This is a genomic window from Paraburkholderia lycopersici (assembly GCF_900096975.1).
GTDB lineage: Bacteria > Pseudomonadota > Gammaproteobacteria > Burkholderiales > Burkholderiaceae > Paraburkholderia > Paraburkholderia lycopersici.
The window spans coordinates 53,571-68,838 of sequence record NZ_FMYQ01000023.1; the positions used below are offsets into that span (position 1 = coordinate 53,571).

Annotated in this window: 16 protein-coding genes; 6 read left to right on the forward strand and 10 right to left on the reverse strand. The window is 66.8% G+C overall.

Going from position 1 to position 15,268, the window contains the following annotated elements; genetic code table 11:
• Positions 1-28: 28 nt before the first annotated feature.
• The 3 genes from BLU17_RS22445 to BLU17_RS22455 form a co-directional block, all read right to left on the reverse strand.
• Positions 29-730 carry an RES family NAD+ phosphorylase gene (locus BLU17_RS22445; RefSeq protein ID WP_092001474.1) on the reverse strand — a complete coding sequence of 234 codons (702 nt, stop codon included), beginning with the start codon at positions 728-730 and terminating at the stop codon, positions 29-31.
• Positions 727-1,155 (reverse strand): MbcA/ParS/Xre antitoxin family protein, encoded by a 429-nt coding sequence (locus BLU17_RS22450; RefSeq protein ID WP_176929170.1) that lies wholly within the window; start codon positions 1,153-1,155, stop codon positions 727-729. Before BLU17_RS22450 ends, BLU17_RS22445 begins: the two co-directional genes overlap by 4 nt.
• 163 nt (positions 1,156-1,318) lie before the next feature.
• The gene (locus BLU17_RS22455; protein ID WP_092001480.1) at positions 1,319-2,170 is read right to left on the reverse strand and encodes a LysR family transcriptional regulator; all 852 of its coding nucleotides are present in this window, start codon (positions 2,168-2,170) and stop codon (positions 1,319-1,321) included.
• A gap of 95 nt (positions 2,171-2,265) precedes the next feature.
• On the opposite strand from BLU17_RS22455, the gene BLU17_RS22460 reads away from it, so the two are divergent.
• The gene (locus tag BLU17_RS22460; protein ID WP_092001483.1) at positions 2,266-2,649 is read left to right on the forward strand and encodes a tautomerase family protein; all 384 of its coding nucleotides are present in this window, start codon (positions 2,266-2,268) and stop codon (positions 2,647-2,649) included.
• 33 nt (positions 2,650-2,682) lie between these two features.
• Here the strand turns inward: BLU17_RS22460 and ppk2 are convergent, their stop codons facing one another.
• Positions 2,683-3,768: a polyphosphate kinase 2 gene (gene ppk2, locus BLU17_RS22465; protein ID WP_092001486.1), complete on the reverse strand. Its 1,086-nt coding sequence runs from the start codon at positions 3,766-3,768 to the stop codon at positions 2,683-2,685.
• A gap of 198 nt (positions 3,769-3,966) precedes the next feature.
• On the reverse strand, positions 3,967-4,185 hold the full coding sequence (locus BLU17_RS22470; RefSeq protein WP_092001489.1) for an HP1242/YdcH family protein: 219 nt from the start codon (positions 4,183-4,185) through the stop codon (positions 3,967-3,969).
• 278 nt (positions 4,186-4,463) lie between these two features.
• On the opposite strand from BLU17_RS22470, the gene BLU17_RS22475 reads away from it, so the two are divergent.
• On the forward strand, positions 4,464-6,089 hold the full coding sequence (locus BLU17_RS22475; RefSeq protein ID WP_092001492.1) for a CHAD domain-containing protein: 1,626 nt from the start codon (positions 4,464-4,466) through the stop codon (positions 6,087-6,089).
• Positions 6,090-6,148: 59 nt separating this feature from the next.
• Positions 6,149-7,063, forward strand: a complete 915-nt coding sequence (locus BLU17_RS22480; RefSeq protein ID WP_092001495.1) for a TOBE domain-containing protein — start codon at positions 6,149-6,151, stop codon at positions 7,061-7,063.
• A 68-nt stretch (positions 7,064-7,131) separates the two neighbouring features.
• On the opposite strand, the gene BLU17_RS22485 is transcribed toward BLU17_RS22480, so the two are convergent.
• Positions 7,132-7,833: a phosphatase PAP2 family protein gene (locus BLU17_RS22485; RefSeq protein WP_092001498.1), complete on the reverse strand. Its 702-nt coding sequence runs from the start codon at positions 7,831-7,833 to the stop codon at positions 7,132-7,134.
• Between the two features lie 277 nt (positions 7,834-8,110).
• Here BLU17_RS22485 and BLU17_RS22490 point away from each other — a divergent pair, with 277 nt between their 5' ends.
• Both BLU17_RS22490 and BLU17_RS22495 read left to right on the forward strand, forming a co-directional pair.
• The gene (locus tag BLU17_RS22490; protein WP_092001501.1) at positions 8,111-9,292 is read left to right on the forward strand and encodes an extracellular catalytic domain type 1 short-chain-length polyhydroxyalkanoate depolymerase; all 1,182 of its coding nucleotides are present in this window, start codon (positions 8,111-8,113) and stop codon (positions 9,290-9,292) included.
• Between the two features lie 102 nt (positions 9,293-9,394).
• The gene (locus BLU17_RS22495; RefSeq protein ID WP_092001658.1) at positions 9,395-9,574 is read left to right on the forward strand and encodes a DUF3563 family protein; all 180 of its coding nucleotides are present in this window, start codon (positions 9,395-9,397) and stop codon (positions 9,572-9,574) included.
• Between the two features lie 82 nt (positions 9,575-9,656).
• Here the strand turns inward: BLU17_RS22495 and BLU17_RS22500 are convergent, their stop codons facing one another.
• The 3 genes from BLU17_RS22500 to BLU17_RS22510 all read right to left on the reverse strand — a co-directional run bounded on the left by BLU17_RS22500 (position 9,657) and on the right by BLU17_RS22510 (position 12,032).
• Entirely contained in the window at positions 9,657-10,460 is an 804-nt protein-coding gene (locus BLU17_RS22500) for a BPSS1780 family membrane protein (RefSeq protein WP_092001504.1), read from the reverse strand.
• The gene (locus BLU17_RS22505; protein ID WP_092001507.1) at positions 10,451-11,458 is read right to left on the reverse strand and encodes a homoserine kinase; all 1,008 of its coding nucleotides are present in this window, start codon (positions 11,456-11,458) and stop codon (positions 10,451-10,453) included. The genes BLU17_RS22500 and BLU17_RS22505 overlap by 10 nt, the downstream gene beginning before the upstream one ends.
• A 166-nt stretch (positions 11,459-11,624) precedes the next feature.
• A complete protein-coding gene (locus tag BLU17_RS22510; protein ID WP_092001510.1) occupies positions 11,625-12,032 on the reverse strand; it encodes a hypothetical protein in 408 nt (135 codons plus the stop codon).
• A gap of 259 nt (positions 12,033-12,291) precedes the next feature.
• Between BLU17_RS22510 and BLU17_RS22515 the strand changes: the two genes are divergently transcribed.
• On the forward strand, positions 12,292-13,818 hold the full coding sequence (locus tag BLU17_RS22515; protein ID WP_092001512.1) for an AMP nucleosidase: 1,527 nt from the start codon (positions 12,292-12,294) through the stop codon (positions 13,816-13,818).
• A 319-nt stretch (positions 13,819-14,137) separates the two neighbouring features.
• Here BLU17_RS22515 and BLU17_RS22520 read toward each other — a convergent pair whose 3' ends face one another.
• Complete coding sequence (locus BLU17_RS22520; RefSeq protein WP_092001515.1) at positions 14,138-15,034, reverse strand: hypothetical protein; 897 nt, start codon at positions 15,032-15,034, stop codon at positions 14,138-14,140.
• Positions 15,035-15,268 lie beyond the last annotated feature (234 nt).

Sequence of the window (15,268 nt, forward strand, 5' to 3'; positions counted from 1 at the left end):
GGGTCCGCGCCCGCACGGCAGCGCGGGGCTATACGATGCGGTTCAACTCGAACACCATGTCGACGGCGTGCCCGTTCCAGTTGTATTCCAGATACGCCGCGTGATGGCAGGCGCGCAAGAGCGTCGTGCTGAGCGCGGCGAGGCATTCGCCGCCGTCGTCGCGCACCGACGGATAGGCAATGCCCGGAGCCCGCGCCTCGCGGGCGGCGCCGCCGAGCGCCTGGCCCGCCGTGTAGTCGTCGGGCGAAAGCACGCCTGGATCGAGCGCGGGGTCGTCGCGCAGGTCGATGACCTCGCCATGCGCGATCACCGTGTAGAGCCGCATTTGCTGGCGTATCGGCGGTTCGTTCGTGGCCGCGAGAAAAAGCCCCGAGTGGTAGCGCGTTTCGGCGACGGCGGTGGCGCGCGAGCGCGCGCAGTAGAACACGCCGTAGGTGCCGTCGGAAAAGCGGCTTCCCTGCGGATTCAGATGCGTAAACGCCGCCATGATCGGCCCGTAGCCGGGGCCGAAGCGGCGTTCCTCGCGCGGCACGAGGTCGAGGTCGCCGGTTTCGGTGCGCAGACGGTCGTTGGTGAGCGCTTCGAGTGCGTAGAGCGCTTCGAAGTCGTCGGCCGACGCCACGCGGTCGAACAGGTTCACGGCGGGGAAGCGGGTGGGAATCACCCGGAAAGCCGGCGACCAGGTGAGCGGCGCGCTGCGCCAGCGGTCTTGCCAGTTCGTTTGCGTCACGCCCAGCCGCCCCGCATTGCATCGAGATACTGGCGCACCGCCACGAGGTCGCTGATATTGCCGGCCAGCATGCGGTCGAGCGCGCGCCGGCCGCCGAACGGCGGGGCGCTGTTGGGGCGTTTGATCCAGGTATCCGCGGCAGTGGGTTGGGGCAGGAGAATCTGCAGGGCCTTGTAGATGCCGAGCAGCAGCGAAAGCCTTTCGAGCGTGTCGCGGCCGAGGCGGGCGGTTTGCGGCGACTGCTTCCATTTGAAGAACGTGGATCGGCCCGGCGAGCCGAGCAAGACGATCTGCTCGTCGATGTTCAGGTCCCAGTCGCGTGCGATGTTGAAGAACGCCCTCAGCCCCGCCGCCGACATTTCGGTCAACGAAGGCTCGGCGCCAGGGCGTCGCGAAGGGGTGACGGAGGCGGTGGCAGGTGACATGGTGGTCGAGTCCCGAATTGAACTTTTAGTTGATATTAGTCCATTTATGGATTAATTCAAGTTCTGACCCGGTGTTTATCCTTTCCAGGTCATGTCCGGGCAGGACCGCATACGAAAAGACGCGAGCTATGCGCAGGCACGGGGCCGGCCGCGCCTCGTTCCGTCAGTTCGCACCCAGCCCCGATGCGAGCAATTGCAACGTTGCGGCCGTTCGGGGTTCCCGCACCCGCGAATGGAGCATGACCTGCGAAACCGGCAGCGCGGGCAGGCCGAGCCGCACGCCGACGTCGACGAGTTCGCGCGGCGCGACTCGCCGCGCCAGCGGCGAAACTGCGAGACCTGCGGCCAGCGCCGCGCCCACGGCGGCGACGCCGCCGCCCACGAACACTTCCGTCCACGCAATGCCCGCCGCGTCGAGCGAGCGGATCGCCGCCGCGCGCACCGCGCAGGGCGCGGCGAGCAACGCGAGCGGCAGCGGCGTGCCGGGTTGCCACTGCCATTGCGGCGCGGCGAGCCAGACGAGCGGCTCCGCGAAAAGCCGCCTGGCATCGCCGCGCGGCGCTTCCCCTTCCTCCTGACGGACGATGACCGCATCGAGCCGCCGCTCGTCGAACTGCGCGAGCAGACGCGCCGAAAGGCCCAGATGCAGCTCGACTACGAGCCCCGGATCGTGCATGCGAAGCTGGGCGAGCTGGCGGGCCAGGTTCGAGTCGGCGACGTGCTCGCTCAGGCCGAGCGCGATGCGCCTCTCGTCGCCTGAAAGCGCGACGAGCGCCCGCTCGTGGGCGCCGAGCAGATCGCGAGCCGCGCCGAGGAACATGAGGCCGTCGGAGGAGAGCCGCACCACGCGCGGCGTGCGTTCGAGCAGTGGCCTCCCCAGATGGGCTTCGAGACGCTTGAGCTTGAGGCTCACGGCCGATTGCGTGGTATCGAGCGCTTCGGCGGCGCGCGTGAAACTGCGCAACTCGGCGACGAGTACGAAGGCGCGAATGGCATCGAGATCCAGGAGTTTCATTTCAAATGAAAATAGATGAAATATCTATTGATGTCTTTTTATCATGATAGGCCGCGCTTAAGCTGATGTCATGTCAACCAACCCAGGAGCACGACATGCCATTCAGCCGCATCGCCGTTCGCGCGGGCAAGCCCGCCCCGTATCGCAAGGCGCTCATGCGAGGCGTTCATCTGGCGCTGAGGGAAGTGTTCAAGGTGCCCGAGGACGATCTGTTCATGATCGTCACCGAGCATGAGGCCGATAACTTCGCGTTCGGCCGGCATTACCTGGGCATCGAGCGTAGTGACGATCTGGTCATGATTCAGATCGCGGTGAGCAATACGCGCGGCCAGGATCAGAAGACGGCGCTGTTCGCGCAGATCGCGGAGAACCTTGCGCGCGACCCGGGCGTCAGGCGCGAAGACGTGTTCATCAATCTCGTGGATGTCGCGCGCGAGAACTGGTCGTTCGGGAATGGGGTGGCGCAATACGCGACCTGACGGGCGCGCGAGCGCGGTAACCGCGCTCCGCGCCTACAAAGCCCGACTCACCAGCAGCGGATCCACCACGCCAACAACCTCCGTGTCGCGGCTCGCATAAGGCAGCTTGTGCAGCACGAACCGCATGGCGTTCAACCGCGCGCGCTTCTTGCAATCGGAGCGGATGACGGTCCAGGGCGCATCGGCCGTATCCGTTTGGGAGAACATCGCCTCCTTGGCCTGGGTGTACTCATCCCACTTGTCGAGCGAGGCGAGATCGACCGGGCTCAGCTTCCATTGCTTGAGCGGATGCACCTTGCGCTCCTTGAAGCGGCGGCGCTGCTCGGCCCGGCTCACTGAGAACCAGAACTTGATCAGGTGTATGCCGCTGCGAATCAGCTGGCGCTCGAACTCGGGCACCTGCTGCATGAAATCGGCATATTGCCCGGCCGTGCAGAACCCCATCACATGTTCGACACCTGCGCGGTTGTACCATGAGCGATCGAACAGCACGATCTCGCCCGCCGAAGGCAGATGCTGCACGTAGCGCTGGAAATACCACTGGCTCTGCTCGACTTCCGTGGGCTTTTCGAGCGCCACCACGCGTGCGCCGCGCGGGTTCAGATGCTCCATGAAGCGCTTGATCGTGCCGCCCTTGCCGGCCGCGTCGCGGCCCTCGAATAGGATCACCACGCGCTGCCGCGTTTCGCGCACCCAGGCCTGAAGCTTGAGCAGCTCGACCTGCAGCCGGTACTTCTGCCGCTCATAGGCGCGACGTGACATCAGGTTGCGATACGGATAGGCGCCTTCGCGCCAGCCGGAGGCGAGTTCCTCATCGGGATGGCGCGTGCGCGAGTTGCGCCAGTCGGCCGGGTTGCCTTCGAGGATCAGGCTGCGCAACTGGGCGGCTTCGTCGGGCGACATGCCCCGCATCAATGCCGCAATCGACTCGAGCAACGCCGCGGGCGGCGTCTGCGGCGTGCGCGTGACGAGGTCGTGAACGGCGCCCGCAATGGCCTGGCTCGCGGATTCGACGGCGCCTTCGACGGTGTGCAGCTCGGCGCTGTGGGCCGTGATGAGCGGCAGTCGCGCGGCGGGCGTGGCGTCGTCGGACGCAGGATAGGGAATGGATTTAGGCATGATATGGGCGAATGCGGGGATCGGAGGACGGGCGCAGCAAAGGGGCGCCCAGACGGAAATGGGAAAAGGGGAAACCGGGAACGGCAACGAAGCGCAGGGCAGTCGTCGCGGGTTTTCGCCGGGTCGGCGTGAAGGAAATGCCGGTTGCCGATGGCGCGTGCCGGCCGGCGGACGGCCTGGCGCTGGGCGTTGCCCGGTTCAGGCGCTCGCCGCTTTTCTCAGGATCGCATAAAGCGAATCCTTGAGCTGGAGCTTTTCTTTCTTGAGCTCCTCGATTTCCGTGCCGTTTGAAGCCACGACGCCGGCCTCCAGGTTCTTGATTTGCTGATCGAGTTCGTTATGGCGGTGAAAAATCCGGGCGAAGTGGTCATCCTGGATTTTGAGGCGCGAAATCAGATCTCTGTACTCTGGGAACATTCGACACTCCTTACAGACGAGAAAATTGAGAGGAATTAGAAAGTAATCATTTTTCCATCGTCCTGTCATGTCAGTCTTGACGATCATCAGATTCAGATGACGGGCGGGTGAGGGAACGCCTGGGAAGGCATGGGAACGCCTCTTCGGCGGTTGCGCCGTCAGCGAGGCGTCGATGCCGTGTCGCGTGTACTATCGTTCGCGTCGCCGCAGTTCCGCTCGCCTCGTCCGCTTGCACCGTTCTGACCCTTCGCGCCCAACCACAGAACCCTGGAGCGTTCATGGATCGCGTTCTGGAAGTCGTGCTCGATGTCGTCGTCCCGGCGGCGCACGATAAAAAGAAGGCCAACGCTGCTGCCGGCGCGCCGCCGGGCAGCCCGAAGCCCTCGCCGCTGGCCGCCTGCCTGTGCGCGGCGTTGCCCTCGCTCGCCGCGCTACCCGATGCGCGCGAGCGCGTGACGACGGTCGCGTTCGACCGCGGCGGCGCCCTTTCGCGCCTTGGCTGGCGCGTGGCCGCCGAGTCGCGCGGCGACACGCAATGTGTTGTCGTGTCGAGTCGGCGCGTCCATACGCCGGGGGTCACCGCCGTCGCGCCGGTCTTCGAGGCGCCGCTCGATGCGGGCGGCATCACCCATGCTTTCTTCGATGCCGCGCCCGGGCCGTTTCGCGAGGCGCTGGGCGCCGCGGACGATCTCGCGCCAGCGGTTACGCTCGTCGCCACGCGCAGCCGCTGGCAATGGCCGCGCGACGGCATCGACGTGCTGCTCACGCTCGAAGAGGACCTGCACCAGGATACGGGGAACGCCAACGGCACGGACATCGCGGCGCTTCCCGAACTGCACGAACTCCGCGTGAGCGCACCCTGGCCCGAAGGCGAGGACGACGGCCCGGTCGTCGATGCGCTCTTCGCTTGCGCCGGCGACCTCATCCGCGCGCTGCCCGCATTCGTGCGCCTGACCGACGCCCCGGACCGCGCCGTCGCCGGCAGCGTGACCGGCGACGCCGAGGCCGTCAAGGCAGAAGCCGTCGATCTCGCCGGCGCGGTGACGGCCGAAGCCGCGCTCGTCGCGATCGGGCGCAACATCGGCGCGCAGTGGTTCGGCAACGACGCGGGCGTGCGGGGCAGCGCGAACGGCGAGTTCATCCATCAGATGCGCGTGTCGCAGCGGCGCTTGCGCACCGCCATGCGCATCTTCTCGCGCTGGCGCGACAAGACGTGGGTCGAGCGTCTCGACCCGGATCTCAAATGGCTCGGCGGCTTGCTCGGCGATGCGCGCGACCGCGACGTCTTCGTCGATTCGACGCTGCCCGCGCTCGCCGCCGCCGACGTCGAACCAGGGCGCTGGGACACGATTCGCGAGGCGGCGAACGCGCAGCGCCTCGCCGCCCGCGCGCGGCTGCGCGAGGCGCTGGCCTCGCCGCGTTACGCGCTGGTGGCGCTTGCGTGGCTCCAATGGCTCGACGCACTCGCGCGACGCGCACGCGACGCACGCGACGCGGGGCCTTCGCTGCACAGCCATGCGAAGAAGCGCCTGCGGCGGTACTACGAGAGGCTCGCGAGCACGCAAAAGCTGACGGCCATCGACGAGGCTAGCCGCCATCGCGCGCGCATCAACGCGAAGTATCTGCGCTACACGATCGAGTTCTTCGCCACGCTCACGTCGCGCCGCACGCGCATGGAGGTCGCGCGCACGCTGGCGCGGCTGCAGGGCGTGCTCGGCGACGGCAACGATGCCGCTGTCGCGTTGCGTTATCTCGAACGGATGGACGTCGAGCCATATCAGCTAGGTTTCGCGCGCGGCTGGTGCGAGGCCGTCAAACGCTATACCGCTAAGGAAGGCGAGCGGCTGTTGCGCGAGCTGGGCGAGCCGAAGGTGACGCGCGGCGCTCGAGGCGCATCTCTATAATCGCTGGCGGGTTTGCGAACCCTGGCTCATTTCGTCTCATCTTTCTCTCGCCTCGCACGATGAATCCCGCTGCCTCGAATCGTCCGTCAACCGGATCGGCGCCCGCCAGTGCCGATGCCGCCACGTCGTCCGCGCCGCCGGAACTGGGCCTCGGCGGCTCGGTCTGGTTTCAGGCCGGGCCGCATATGCTCGGCGGCGCCGCGCGCATCGCGCTGCTCGAAGCCATTCGCGCGACCGGATCGATCACCGGCGCGGCGAAGGCGGTGGGCATGAGCTACAAGGGCGCGTGGGATGCCGTCGACGTCATGAACAACCTCGCCGGCGAGGCGCTCGTCGTGCGTGCAGCGGGCGGAAAGGGGGGCGGCGGAACGACGCTCACGCCGCGGGCGTTGCGTCTCGTCGAGACGTTTCGCGCCATCGAGCACGAGCACCAGCGTTTTCTCGAACGTGCGGCGCAGGCGCTCGGGGCCGCGGCGAACGAAGGGGACGACGCACGCACCGGCGGTTTCAAGCGCGATCTGGCCTTGCTCGGCCGCTTTGCGATGCGCACGAGCGCGCGCAACCAGTTGTTCGGCACCGTCGACACGATCGCGAGGGGCGCGGTGAGCGACGAGGTTTCGATCGCGCTGCCGGGCGGCGAAACGCTCGTGGCCACGGTGACGCGCGAAAGCGCGGAAGCTCTCGAGCTTGCCGCGGGCGCTCCCGTGGTGGCACTCGTGAAGGCGACTTCCGTCGTGCTGGTCGCGCGCGCGGAGGATGCGGAGCGGCTTTCGGCGCGTAACCGCTTGAGCGGGACGGTCGAGGTCGTGCGGCGCGGCGCCGTGAATGCGGAAGTGACGATCGCATTGCCGGGCGGCGCCGTGATCGCGGCCATCGTCACCGACGCAAGTGTGGACGCGCTTGGCCTTGCCGCGGGAGGCGCGGCGACGGCCGTGTTCAAGGCGTCGAGCGTGCTATTGGGCGTGGCCGGCTAAAAGGTAGGTATGGCTGGCTGATTGCGACCGGCGAGGCGCGGCTGGCGAGGCGCGGCTGGCCGGCGCCGTCAGGCGTGGCGTTGCGCGAGCGGAGCGAGGACGTTGCGGGTTTGCGAGACGGGCGCGACCGGCGCGCGGTTCGGGCGGCCGGCTTTCCATTTGGCGCGCACGTAGGGCCGGTCGTGGCCCGAGACGGTCAGTGCGAGGTTCGTGACCCAGCGATGCGTAGGCACGTGCACGTTGTGCAACGCGACAGTCAGCGCCGCGAGACTCAGTGCGACGACGGCCGCCGAAATCCGCTGCGCCTGCGCCTGCCACCAGTAACGCGCGAACACGATCGCGGTGAGTGCGCCGACGATGCAGCCCGTGACAGCTTCGGAAGGCGAATGCGCGTCGAGCACCACGCGGGACAGCGCGACCGCCAGCCCCACCGCGAGCCCCGTCGCGACGCCTGTTATCCGCACGATGGACGGCGCGCCTTGCAGCATCAGGAAAAACGCGACGGGATAGACGGCCGTGGACAGCATGGCGTGGCCGCTGATGCCCGTGAAGTCGAGTTCGCGCACGCCCATGCCCCAGCCGAGAAAGGCGAGCTTGGTGAGCGTGACGAGGCCGATCGCCACGCCGAGCAGCATCACCCAGCTCGCCGCCATGCGCCACGAATAGCCGGCTACGAGCCATAGCGCGATTGCCAGCGCGAGCGGCAGGGTGAGGCCTGCGCCGCCGAGGTTGGTAATCGAGTACCAAAGGTGAAGGGGTAAATCTGGCATGAGTCCGCGCCGCTATGTCTGAAAGGGGAATCCCACGATGGCAGATGCTTGACAGCTACCGGCTTAACGCGCGAGCGGCCGGGGCGGCCGACACGCGCGTCAGACAAGCTTGCAGTATAGCCGCGCCGCATGGACGAAGCGCACGGCGTCGTTCTGCATGAGCTGGAATCGAACCAGTCCGGTCTGCAGCCTCGTTCGTTTGGTGTTATTGTGCGTTGCACAATGACGGATCGCGGCATAACGCCACGATGTGTCAGACCCTTTTACGAGGCCGCTGATGACGAAAAATCTGACGAAGCTATGGACAGGTGGCATGCGACGTCTGCTCGCCATTCAGAGCCGGGCTGCCCGCGACGCCCTGAAGGGCGTCGATTCGACCCCGGTCCACGCCCTTCGGCCGCAAGCGATCTGGCGCGCCGCTCAAGCCGCTGCCGAGCAGGCGGCGAGGCAATCCACCCAGGCGCCGGGCGCGCCGGCGCGCGAGTCGCGCGTGGGCCCGCGCGCGGCCGCCTGGGCCGCGGGCGAATGGCGCCGCGCGGAGCATCTTGCGTCGGCCCGCGCCCACCATGCGGCGCGCGCGCTTCCTTATGGGCTTTATTTGCCGGCCGGCGGCGCAACGGCGGGCATGCCGCTCGTGGTGATGCTGCACGGCTGCAAGCAGTCGATGGATTCGTTCGCCGAAGGCACGCGCATGAATCTGCTCGCCGACCGCCATGGTTTCGCAGTGGTGTATCCCGAGCAGTCGGAGCGCGCACACCCGCACCAGTGCTGGCATTGGTACGACGCGCGCGACGCGGCGGGCGGCGGCGAGGCGGCAGCCGTCGTCTCGCTGATCGACGCGCTGGTCGCGGAGCACGGTTTCGACCGCTCTCGTGTTTATGCGGCGGGATTGTCGGCGGGCGCGGGACTCGCGATGCTGCTGGCGGTGCGCTGGCCCAGCCGCTTCGCGGCTGTCGCGCTGCACTCCGGGCCGGCCTTTGGCGAGGCGCGTTCCGGCGTCTCCGCGCTCGACGTGATGCGGCGCGGCGTGCACCGCGACCCCGTGGCGCTCGTCGATGGCGAACTGGGCGAGCGTGCGCATCCCGGTATGCCGGCGATCGTTTTGCAGGGTGACGCGGATGCGGTGGTCGCGCCCTTGAATGCGGAACAGCTCGCCGTGCAACTCCTGCGGCTGAACGGGCTCGCCGATGTGCGCGGCGTGCGCCAGGGCGTCGTCTCGCACGAGATTTTCAAGGACGGTTATCGCGAGCAGGACTACGAACTCGACGGTGCGAGCGTCGTGCGGCTATGCCGCGTGGCGGAACTGGACCATGCCTGGAGTGGCGGCGACGAGGCCGTGCCCTTCCATTCATCGACGGGGCCGGACGCGAGCGCGATGATCTGGGACTTTTTCCGGGGGCATCGCCGGGACGCCGCCGACGAAATTTACGATGACGAATTGGCGCAGGACGCACGGTAAAGGGCATTCATGCGCGGGAGTAGGTATTTACCCGTTATAGGGTTTACCCTATAATGGTTTCGTCTGTTTCGCGGGCGCGTGCCCGTCAAGAAGGGCCAAATCATGTACCTGCTCAGCCGTCTTTTCCTGTTCCTCACCGAAACCGCCGAAGCTCGCCGTCAGCAGCGCGAAGAAGCGTATCTCGCCGAATCGGTGGACATCTATGACCTCGAATTCCGCATGCGCAAGATGGATCGCGAGAAGGCCACGCGCCATCCGTCGTGGATGAATCACTACGGCTAAGCTGGCGTGCCGCGCCCTGCGAGGCGCGATGAAGACGGCGCGCGAGCGCCGTTTTTGCGTCTACGGCGCGTAAATGCGTCGCTCAGCGGCCTGAACCCGGCATTTCGGCGGGCTGCTTTTCCTGCACGCCGTAGCAGCCGCGATAGGTCGCGTAGAACGAACAGTAGAGCATCGTCGTCACGATGATGAGCGCGGGCATCAGGATCGCCACCGTGAAGTCGCCCGCGCCGAGCGCGCGCAGCAGCGTCGACAGGCCGATCGAGACGACGGTCGACACCGCGAACCACAGCGCGCCGTACACCACGAACGCGCCCTTGTTGCGCCAACAGCTCACGATGCTGAAGAACATGGCCTTCACAGGCGGCACGTCGTGCCACGCCGTGAGCACGGGCGCGAACCAGAACAGCATCGACACCGGCACGTAGCAGAGCAGCGAGGCGAGCACCGCCAGCGGCATGTCGCCGTTTTCGAGCGTATCGGCGTCGAGCGAGCCGCCTATCGTCATCAGGCGCAGCAGCGCGCCGCCGTCAACGAATGCGGACGCCGCGAGCACCAGCAGCATCGCCACCACATAAATCGCGCCGAGCACCAGCAGGTGCTTCGCCACCGTGTTGCCATACGAGCGAAAGCCGTCGATGAGGATGGTCGGGAACACCGGCTTGCCCGCGATCGTGTCGCGGCACGCCGCCATGAAGCCGACGGCCACCCCCGGCACGAACAGCAGCGGAAGCACGCCGCCGATCACGGGAATGGCCGAAATCAGCGTCATCGCCAGCAAATAGGCGAAGAACAGCGTGAGAAACGCGAGCGGATTGCGACGGAACAGCCAGATGCCCTGGCGGAACCAGACGTAGCCCGCCTTCGCGGGGACTTCAATTAGTTGCATGGGCGATGGGGCAAGGCGTGATGGGAGCCTGAAGCGCTGCCAGCGATGCGCTCCCGCAGGATGCGCTCGAAGTGGCCGGGATCGTGCGGCTTGAGCAGTTCGGCCGAGCGCGGCAGGTGGAAATCATACAGGCGCGAGACCCAGAAGCGATAGGCACCCGCGCGCAGCATGTTCGTCCAGTGGCGCGTTTCCTCGAGTGTGAACGGACGCACGGTCTGGTAGGCGCGCAACAGCGCGTTGGCGCGTGCCGCGTCGAGCTTGCCTGTGGCGAGGTCGACGCACCAGTCGTTCACGGTCACGGCCACGTCGAAGAGCCACTTGTCGCAGCCGGCGAAATAGAAGTCGAAAAAGCCGCCGAGCCGCACTTCGTGGCCCGGTGCCAGGTGCGAATGCGAGAACATCGCATTGTCGCGGAACAGGTCGCAATGGCACGGGCCGCCCGGCAGCGCCGCATAGTCGGCCGAGGCGAAAAACCCGCGCTGATGATCGAGTTCGCTCGTGAGCAGCGCGCGCTGCGCCTCGTCGACGAAGGGCAGCACCGTCGGCACCGTTTCTTCCCACCAGGGGAGGCTGCGCAGATTCGGCTGGCCGCCGCGGAAATCGCGGCCCGCGAGGTGCATGCGCGCGAGCATCTGGCCCACTTCCGCGCAGTGCTCGACGCCCGGCGCGAGTTCGGGCGCGCCTTCGAGCTTCGTGACGATCGCCGCGGGCTTGCCGTGCAGCATGCCGAACAGCGAGCCGTCCGTGCGCGGCATGGGGTCCGGAACCGGGACATGGTGCGAGGCCAGATGCCGCATGAGGTCGAGGTAGAACGGCAGTTGTCCGGCCGTGAGCTTTTCGAAGATCGTCAGGACGTATTCGCCGCGCGTCGTCGTCAGGAAGAAATTGCTGTTCTCAATGCCGGACTGGATGCCGCGAAATTCGACGACATCGCCGAGATCGTAGTCGCGCAGCCATTGGGCAAGCTGGTTGTCGGTGACAGCGGTGAAGACGGCCATGCAAGAAGGTCGGTTGAGTGGGAATAGTCGGTCGGCAAGCGCTGCGTCGTGCTGCCCGGGTCCCGCGAGCGCGGCCGGCTCAGGCGCAACGGCGGCGGTCCGGCTTCGGGTTGGCGCGCATGGCGTTGCCGCGCATGCCCCATCGAGGCGCGCGCGGCCGGCCGGTTCAGTAATGCAGGTTGATTGACGGCAGGCGCGTGCTTGCCTGGCCGTTCTGGCGGACTTGCGGCGAGGTGTCGGGGCTCGCGCTCATCGTATAGCGCGTGCCGAAATTCGAGTGCACGTTGATTTCGACGGGCTTGCCCTTGTCGCGGAATTCGGTGATCTCCGTTCCGTTCGGGCTCATTTCGTGAAAGCTCGGCGTGCGCGGTACGTCGTTGATGTTGACCTTCGAGGTGACGCGCGCGGCCGGCTTGTTGTTGATCGCAGCCAGGTCGGGAAGGCCGGCGCGTTCGTTCTCCGACTGCGCGGACTGCGCCTCGACGGCAGTCTTTGCGTCGTCGGCGGGCGCGGCCATGGCGACTCCGCTGAAAGCGAGCGTCACCGCGACGGCGGCAAGAAGGGGCGACTTCATTTGATTCTCCTGTCGACCAGAGTGGTGCTTCGGTCCGGGCTCTGGTCCCGTGCAAGGCTGGAATGCTTCGATTCTAGCAAATCCGGCCGCCGCGCCCTATGTCGCACCGGCGCCGCGAGCCCGCCCGGCAGGCTGCGCGGGGCGTCCGCGGCCCACGTGCGGCGCGTGTTTCCAAAGCCCTGGGCGCGGCGAGGGCGGTCGTCTGGAAGTCGCACCTTCCGTGGTAATGTGGTTCCATCAAACGGAGAGGCGAACAAAGATGAACAACGATACCTACCTGCGGCCCCTCATGACGCCGGCGCACGACTTCCCGGACGAATCTTTCGACGACGCCGCCGACGCCGTGGCGCGCCTGTCCAGCATCTACGAAGCGAACACCTCTTTCCTGCGCGACGCGTTTGCGCGCTATCGCCGCGGCGAGGCGTTCGACCGTCGCGTGCGCGCGTGCTACCCGTTCGTGCGCATCCGCACGAACGTCAACACGCATATCGACTCGCGCCGCTCGTATGGCTTCGTTGCCGGCCCCGGCGTGTTCGAAACCACCGTCACGCGGCCCGACCTCTTCGGCAACTACTATCGCGAACAGTTGCGCCTGCTCGCGAAGAACCATCATGTGGGCATCGAGGTGGGCGTTTCGGACCAGCCGATTCCGGTGCACTTCGCGTTCGCCGAAGGCATTCACCTCGAAGGCGATCTCGATCGCGAGCGCCTTTTCGCCATGCGCGACGTGTTCGACACGCCCGATCTCGCGCAACTCGACGACCGCATCGTCAATGGCACGTACGAGCCGCAGCCCGGCGAGCCGCATCCGCTCGCGCTCTTCACCGCGCCGCGCGTGGATTTTTCGCTGCACCGGCTCAAACACTACACGGCCACGTCGCCTACGCACGTGCAGAACTACGTGCTTTACACGAACTACCAGTTCTATATCGACGAGTTCGTGAAGCTCGGCCGCGCGATGATGGCGCACACCGACGACGCCGATCTGCGCACCTATCGCAGCGAATACACCTCGTTCGTGGAGCCCGGCGACGTGGTCACCTACAACGCGAACCTCGGCGAGCAGGACCACGAAGGCACGGCGCCCGCGCGCCTGCCGCAGATGCCCGCGTACCACCTCAAGCGCGCCGACGGCAGCGGCATCACGATGGTCAACATCGGCGTGGGGCCGTCGAACGCGAAGACGATCACCGACCACATTGCGGTGCTGCGTCCGCATGCGTGGATCATGCTCGGTCACTGCGCGGGCTTGCGCAACACGCAGCGCCTTGGCGACTACGTGCTCGCGCACGGCTACGTGCGCGAGGATCACGTGCTCGACGCCGATTTGCCGCTGTGGGTGCCGATTCCCGCGCTCGCGGAAGTGCAGTTGGCGCTCGAGCGTGCGGTGGCGGACGTCACGAAACTCGACGGCGTGGAGCTGAAGCGCGTGATGCGCACGGGCACGGTGGCGAGCGTCGACAATCGCAACTGGGAATTGCGCGATCATCGCGAGCCGGTGCAGCGCCTCTCGCAAAGCCGCGCGATCGCGCTCGACATGGAAAGCGCGACCATCGCCGCGAACGGCTTCCGCTTTCGCGTGCCGTATGGCACCTTGCTGTGCGTGTCGGACAAACCGCTGCACGGCGAACTCAAGCTGCCGGGCATGGCCGATTCGTTCTACCGAGCGCAGGTCGATCAGCATTTGCAGATCGGCGTGAAGGCAATGGAGATTCTGCGCACGAACGGTCTGCACAAGCTCCACAGCCGGAAACTTCGCAGCTTTGCGGAGGTGGCATTCCAGTAGCGGAATGTCAGGCATCCTGCGTATTGCCGTTTCGGCGTAGTTGGTAAGGCGTCGCGATTGTCGAGCGCTGATCCCGGGAATGCGAACCAGACCGGCCGATATGCTCGTAAGCGCACGTACCGCAAGAGAAGCGTCCCTCGGCTCAACGCACCATGTCGCGGCGACGCACTATCTGCTCACGCATCATGGGTCAGTTGCGGCCCGCAGTGCCGACGTCTTCGGCGTCGTTGCTGCGGGGTTGCGCTACGACGGCTGAAAACGTCGCTCCGGGGCATCGGCCGGGTCGGGGCGGTATCCGCGCGAGGCCCCGCCTTGGGGCTCAGTAATAGATCCACCGTCCGTACTGAGGCGACCAGTAAACCCATCGGGCCGGCGGTTGCGGCTGGTACTGCGCGCCCCACGGTGCGGGCGGACCGTAGTAGGCGGGCCGGGGCGGGGCGTAAGCCGGTTGCTGGGCGTATTGCTGCGCGTATACCGGCTGCTGCGCATAGTCAGGCTGCTGTTGTGCGTAAGCCGGCTGCTGCGCATAACCATATGGCTGGGGAGGCGGGCGCGACGCAACAGGCGGCGCATACGGCGTTCGCGGCTGCGCGGGCTGGGCATATTGCAGACTCCGGGTCGAGTACACCTGCGCCGCGCGCGGTGGCTCCAGCTCGTCGACGGCTTCGTCGTTCGCGAGGGACTCCGGCGGCGCAACGTCGTCTTGCACGACAGGCGCTGCCGCAACGGGTTGATGGCCGGCGGGCGCCTGCGCGTAAGCGCGGGCTTTCGGTTGCGGGGCGGTCGGCGTCGGCGTTGGTGCGGCGTTGGCGCGCGCGACCGGCTGCGCGGGAGCGGGCGGTTCGGCTTGGGCTTCGGGGGCGGCTTCGTCGACTTGCGCGGTTTGTCCGGTTTGACCATCCGCCAGCGGCTTGACGACGACCGGCACGGTCATGACCGTCGCAACCTCGCCCGCGTCGCTGTAGGTGTGCTTGATGTCGAGGATGGGCTTGCGCGTTGTCGTGCCGGCAGCCTGCTTCGGCGGTGCCGCAGCGGCGGCCGCGGCTTGCGCCATTTCTTCCCGGGCTGCCTTGTAGCCACGATCGTAGGCCGCCTGCACTTCGCGATCCTGCGCAGCGGCGTCTTCTTCCTTGCTATAGGCGTGAGACGCCGCCGAAAATCCGCAGCCTGCCGCCAGCAATGCGATGGCCGTCGCGTGCCTTGCGCTCGTGTCCATGGGGCGACCTTTTTCTGTTTCTCGATGATGTCATCGTACACCGCGGGTAATGACATTCAAGCAGCGGGAAAGCGCCAAGGTATGCCGGCGAACGCAGGCGGAACGAAGCGACGGGAAGTCGGGCGGCGGCACCGCCTCGCCCGACTTCCAGGCGCCGGATGCGCTCCGCGCCCGGCACCCGGAACGGCTCAGTATCTGCGGCGTGCAGGCCCGACCAGGCGCGCCGTCACGGTG

Coding starts and splice junctions, on each gene's coding strand:
- BLU17_RS22480 (WP_092001495.1), top strand. CDS start 6,149: ATGAATCCCGCTGCCTCGAATCGTCCGTCAACCGGATCGGCGCCCGCC.
- ppk2 (WP_092001486.1), bottom strand. CDS start 3,768: ATGCCTAAATCCATTCCCTATCCTGCGTCCGACGACGCCACGCCCGCC.
- BLU17_RS22460 (WP_092001483.1), top strand. CDS start 2,266: ATGCCATTCAGCCGCATCGCCGTTCGCGCGGGCAAGCCCGCCCCGTAT.
- BLU17_RS22475 (WP_092001492.1), top strand. CDS start 4,464: ATGGATCGCGTTCTGGAAGTCGTGCTCGATGTCGTCGTCCCGGCGGCG.
- BLU17_RS22520 (WP_092001515.1), bottom strand. CDS start 15,034: ATGGACACGAGCGCAAGGCACGCGACGGCCATCGCATTGCTGGCGGCA.
- BLU17_RS22505 (WP_092001507.1), bottom strand. CDS start 11,458: ATGGCCGTCTTCACCGCTGTCACCGACAACCAGCTTGCCCAATGGCTG.
- BLU17_RS22485 (WP_092001498.1), bottom strand. CDS start 7,833: ATGCCAGATTTACCCCTTCACCTTTGGTACTCGATTACCAACCTCGGC.
- BLU17_RS22500 (WP_092001504.1), bottom strand. CDS start 10,460: ATGCAACTAATTGAAGTCCCCGCGAAGGCGGGCTACGTCTGGTTCCGC.
- BLU17_RS22510 (WP_092001510.1), bottom strand. CDS start 12,032: ATGAAGTCGCCCCTTCTTGCCGCCGTCGCGGTGACGCTCGCTTTCAGC.
- BLU17_RS22455 (WP_092001480.1), bottom strand. CDS start 2,170: ATGAAACTCCTGGATCTCGATGCCATTCGCGCCTTCGTACTCGTCGCC.
- BLU17_RS22495 (WP_092001658.1), top strand. CDS start 9,395: ATGTACCTGCTCAGCCGTCTTTTCCTGTTCCTCACCGAAACCGCCGAA.
- BLU17_RS22450 (WP_176929170.1), bottom strand. CDS start 1,155: ATGTCACCTGCCACCGCCTCCGTCACCCCTTCGCGACGCCCTGGCGCC.
- BLU17_RS22470 (WP_092001489.1), bottom strand. CDS start 4,185: ATGTTCCCAGAGTACAGAGATCTGATTTCGCGCCTCAAAATCCAGGAT.
- BLU17_RS22490 (WP_092001501.1), top strand. CDS start 8,111: ATGACGAAAAATCTGACGAAGCTATGGACAGGTGGCATGCGACGTCTG.
- BLU17_RS22515 (WP_092001512.1), top strand. CDS start 12,292: ATGAACAACGATACCTACCTGCGGCCCCTCATGACGCCGGCGCACGAC.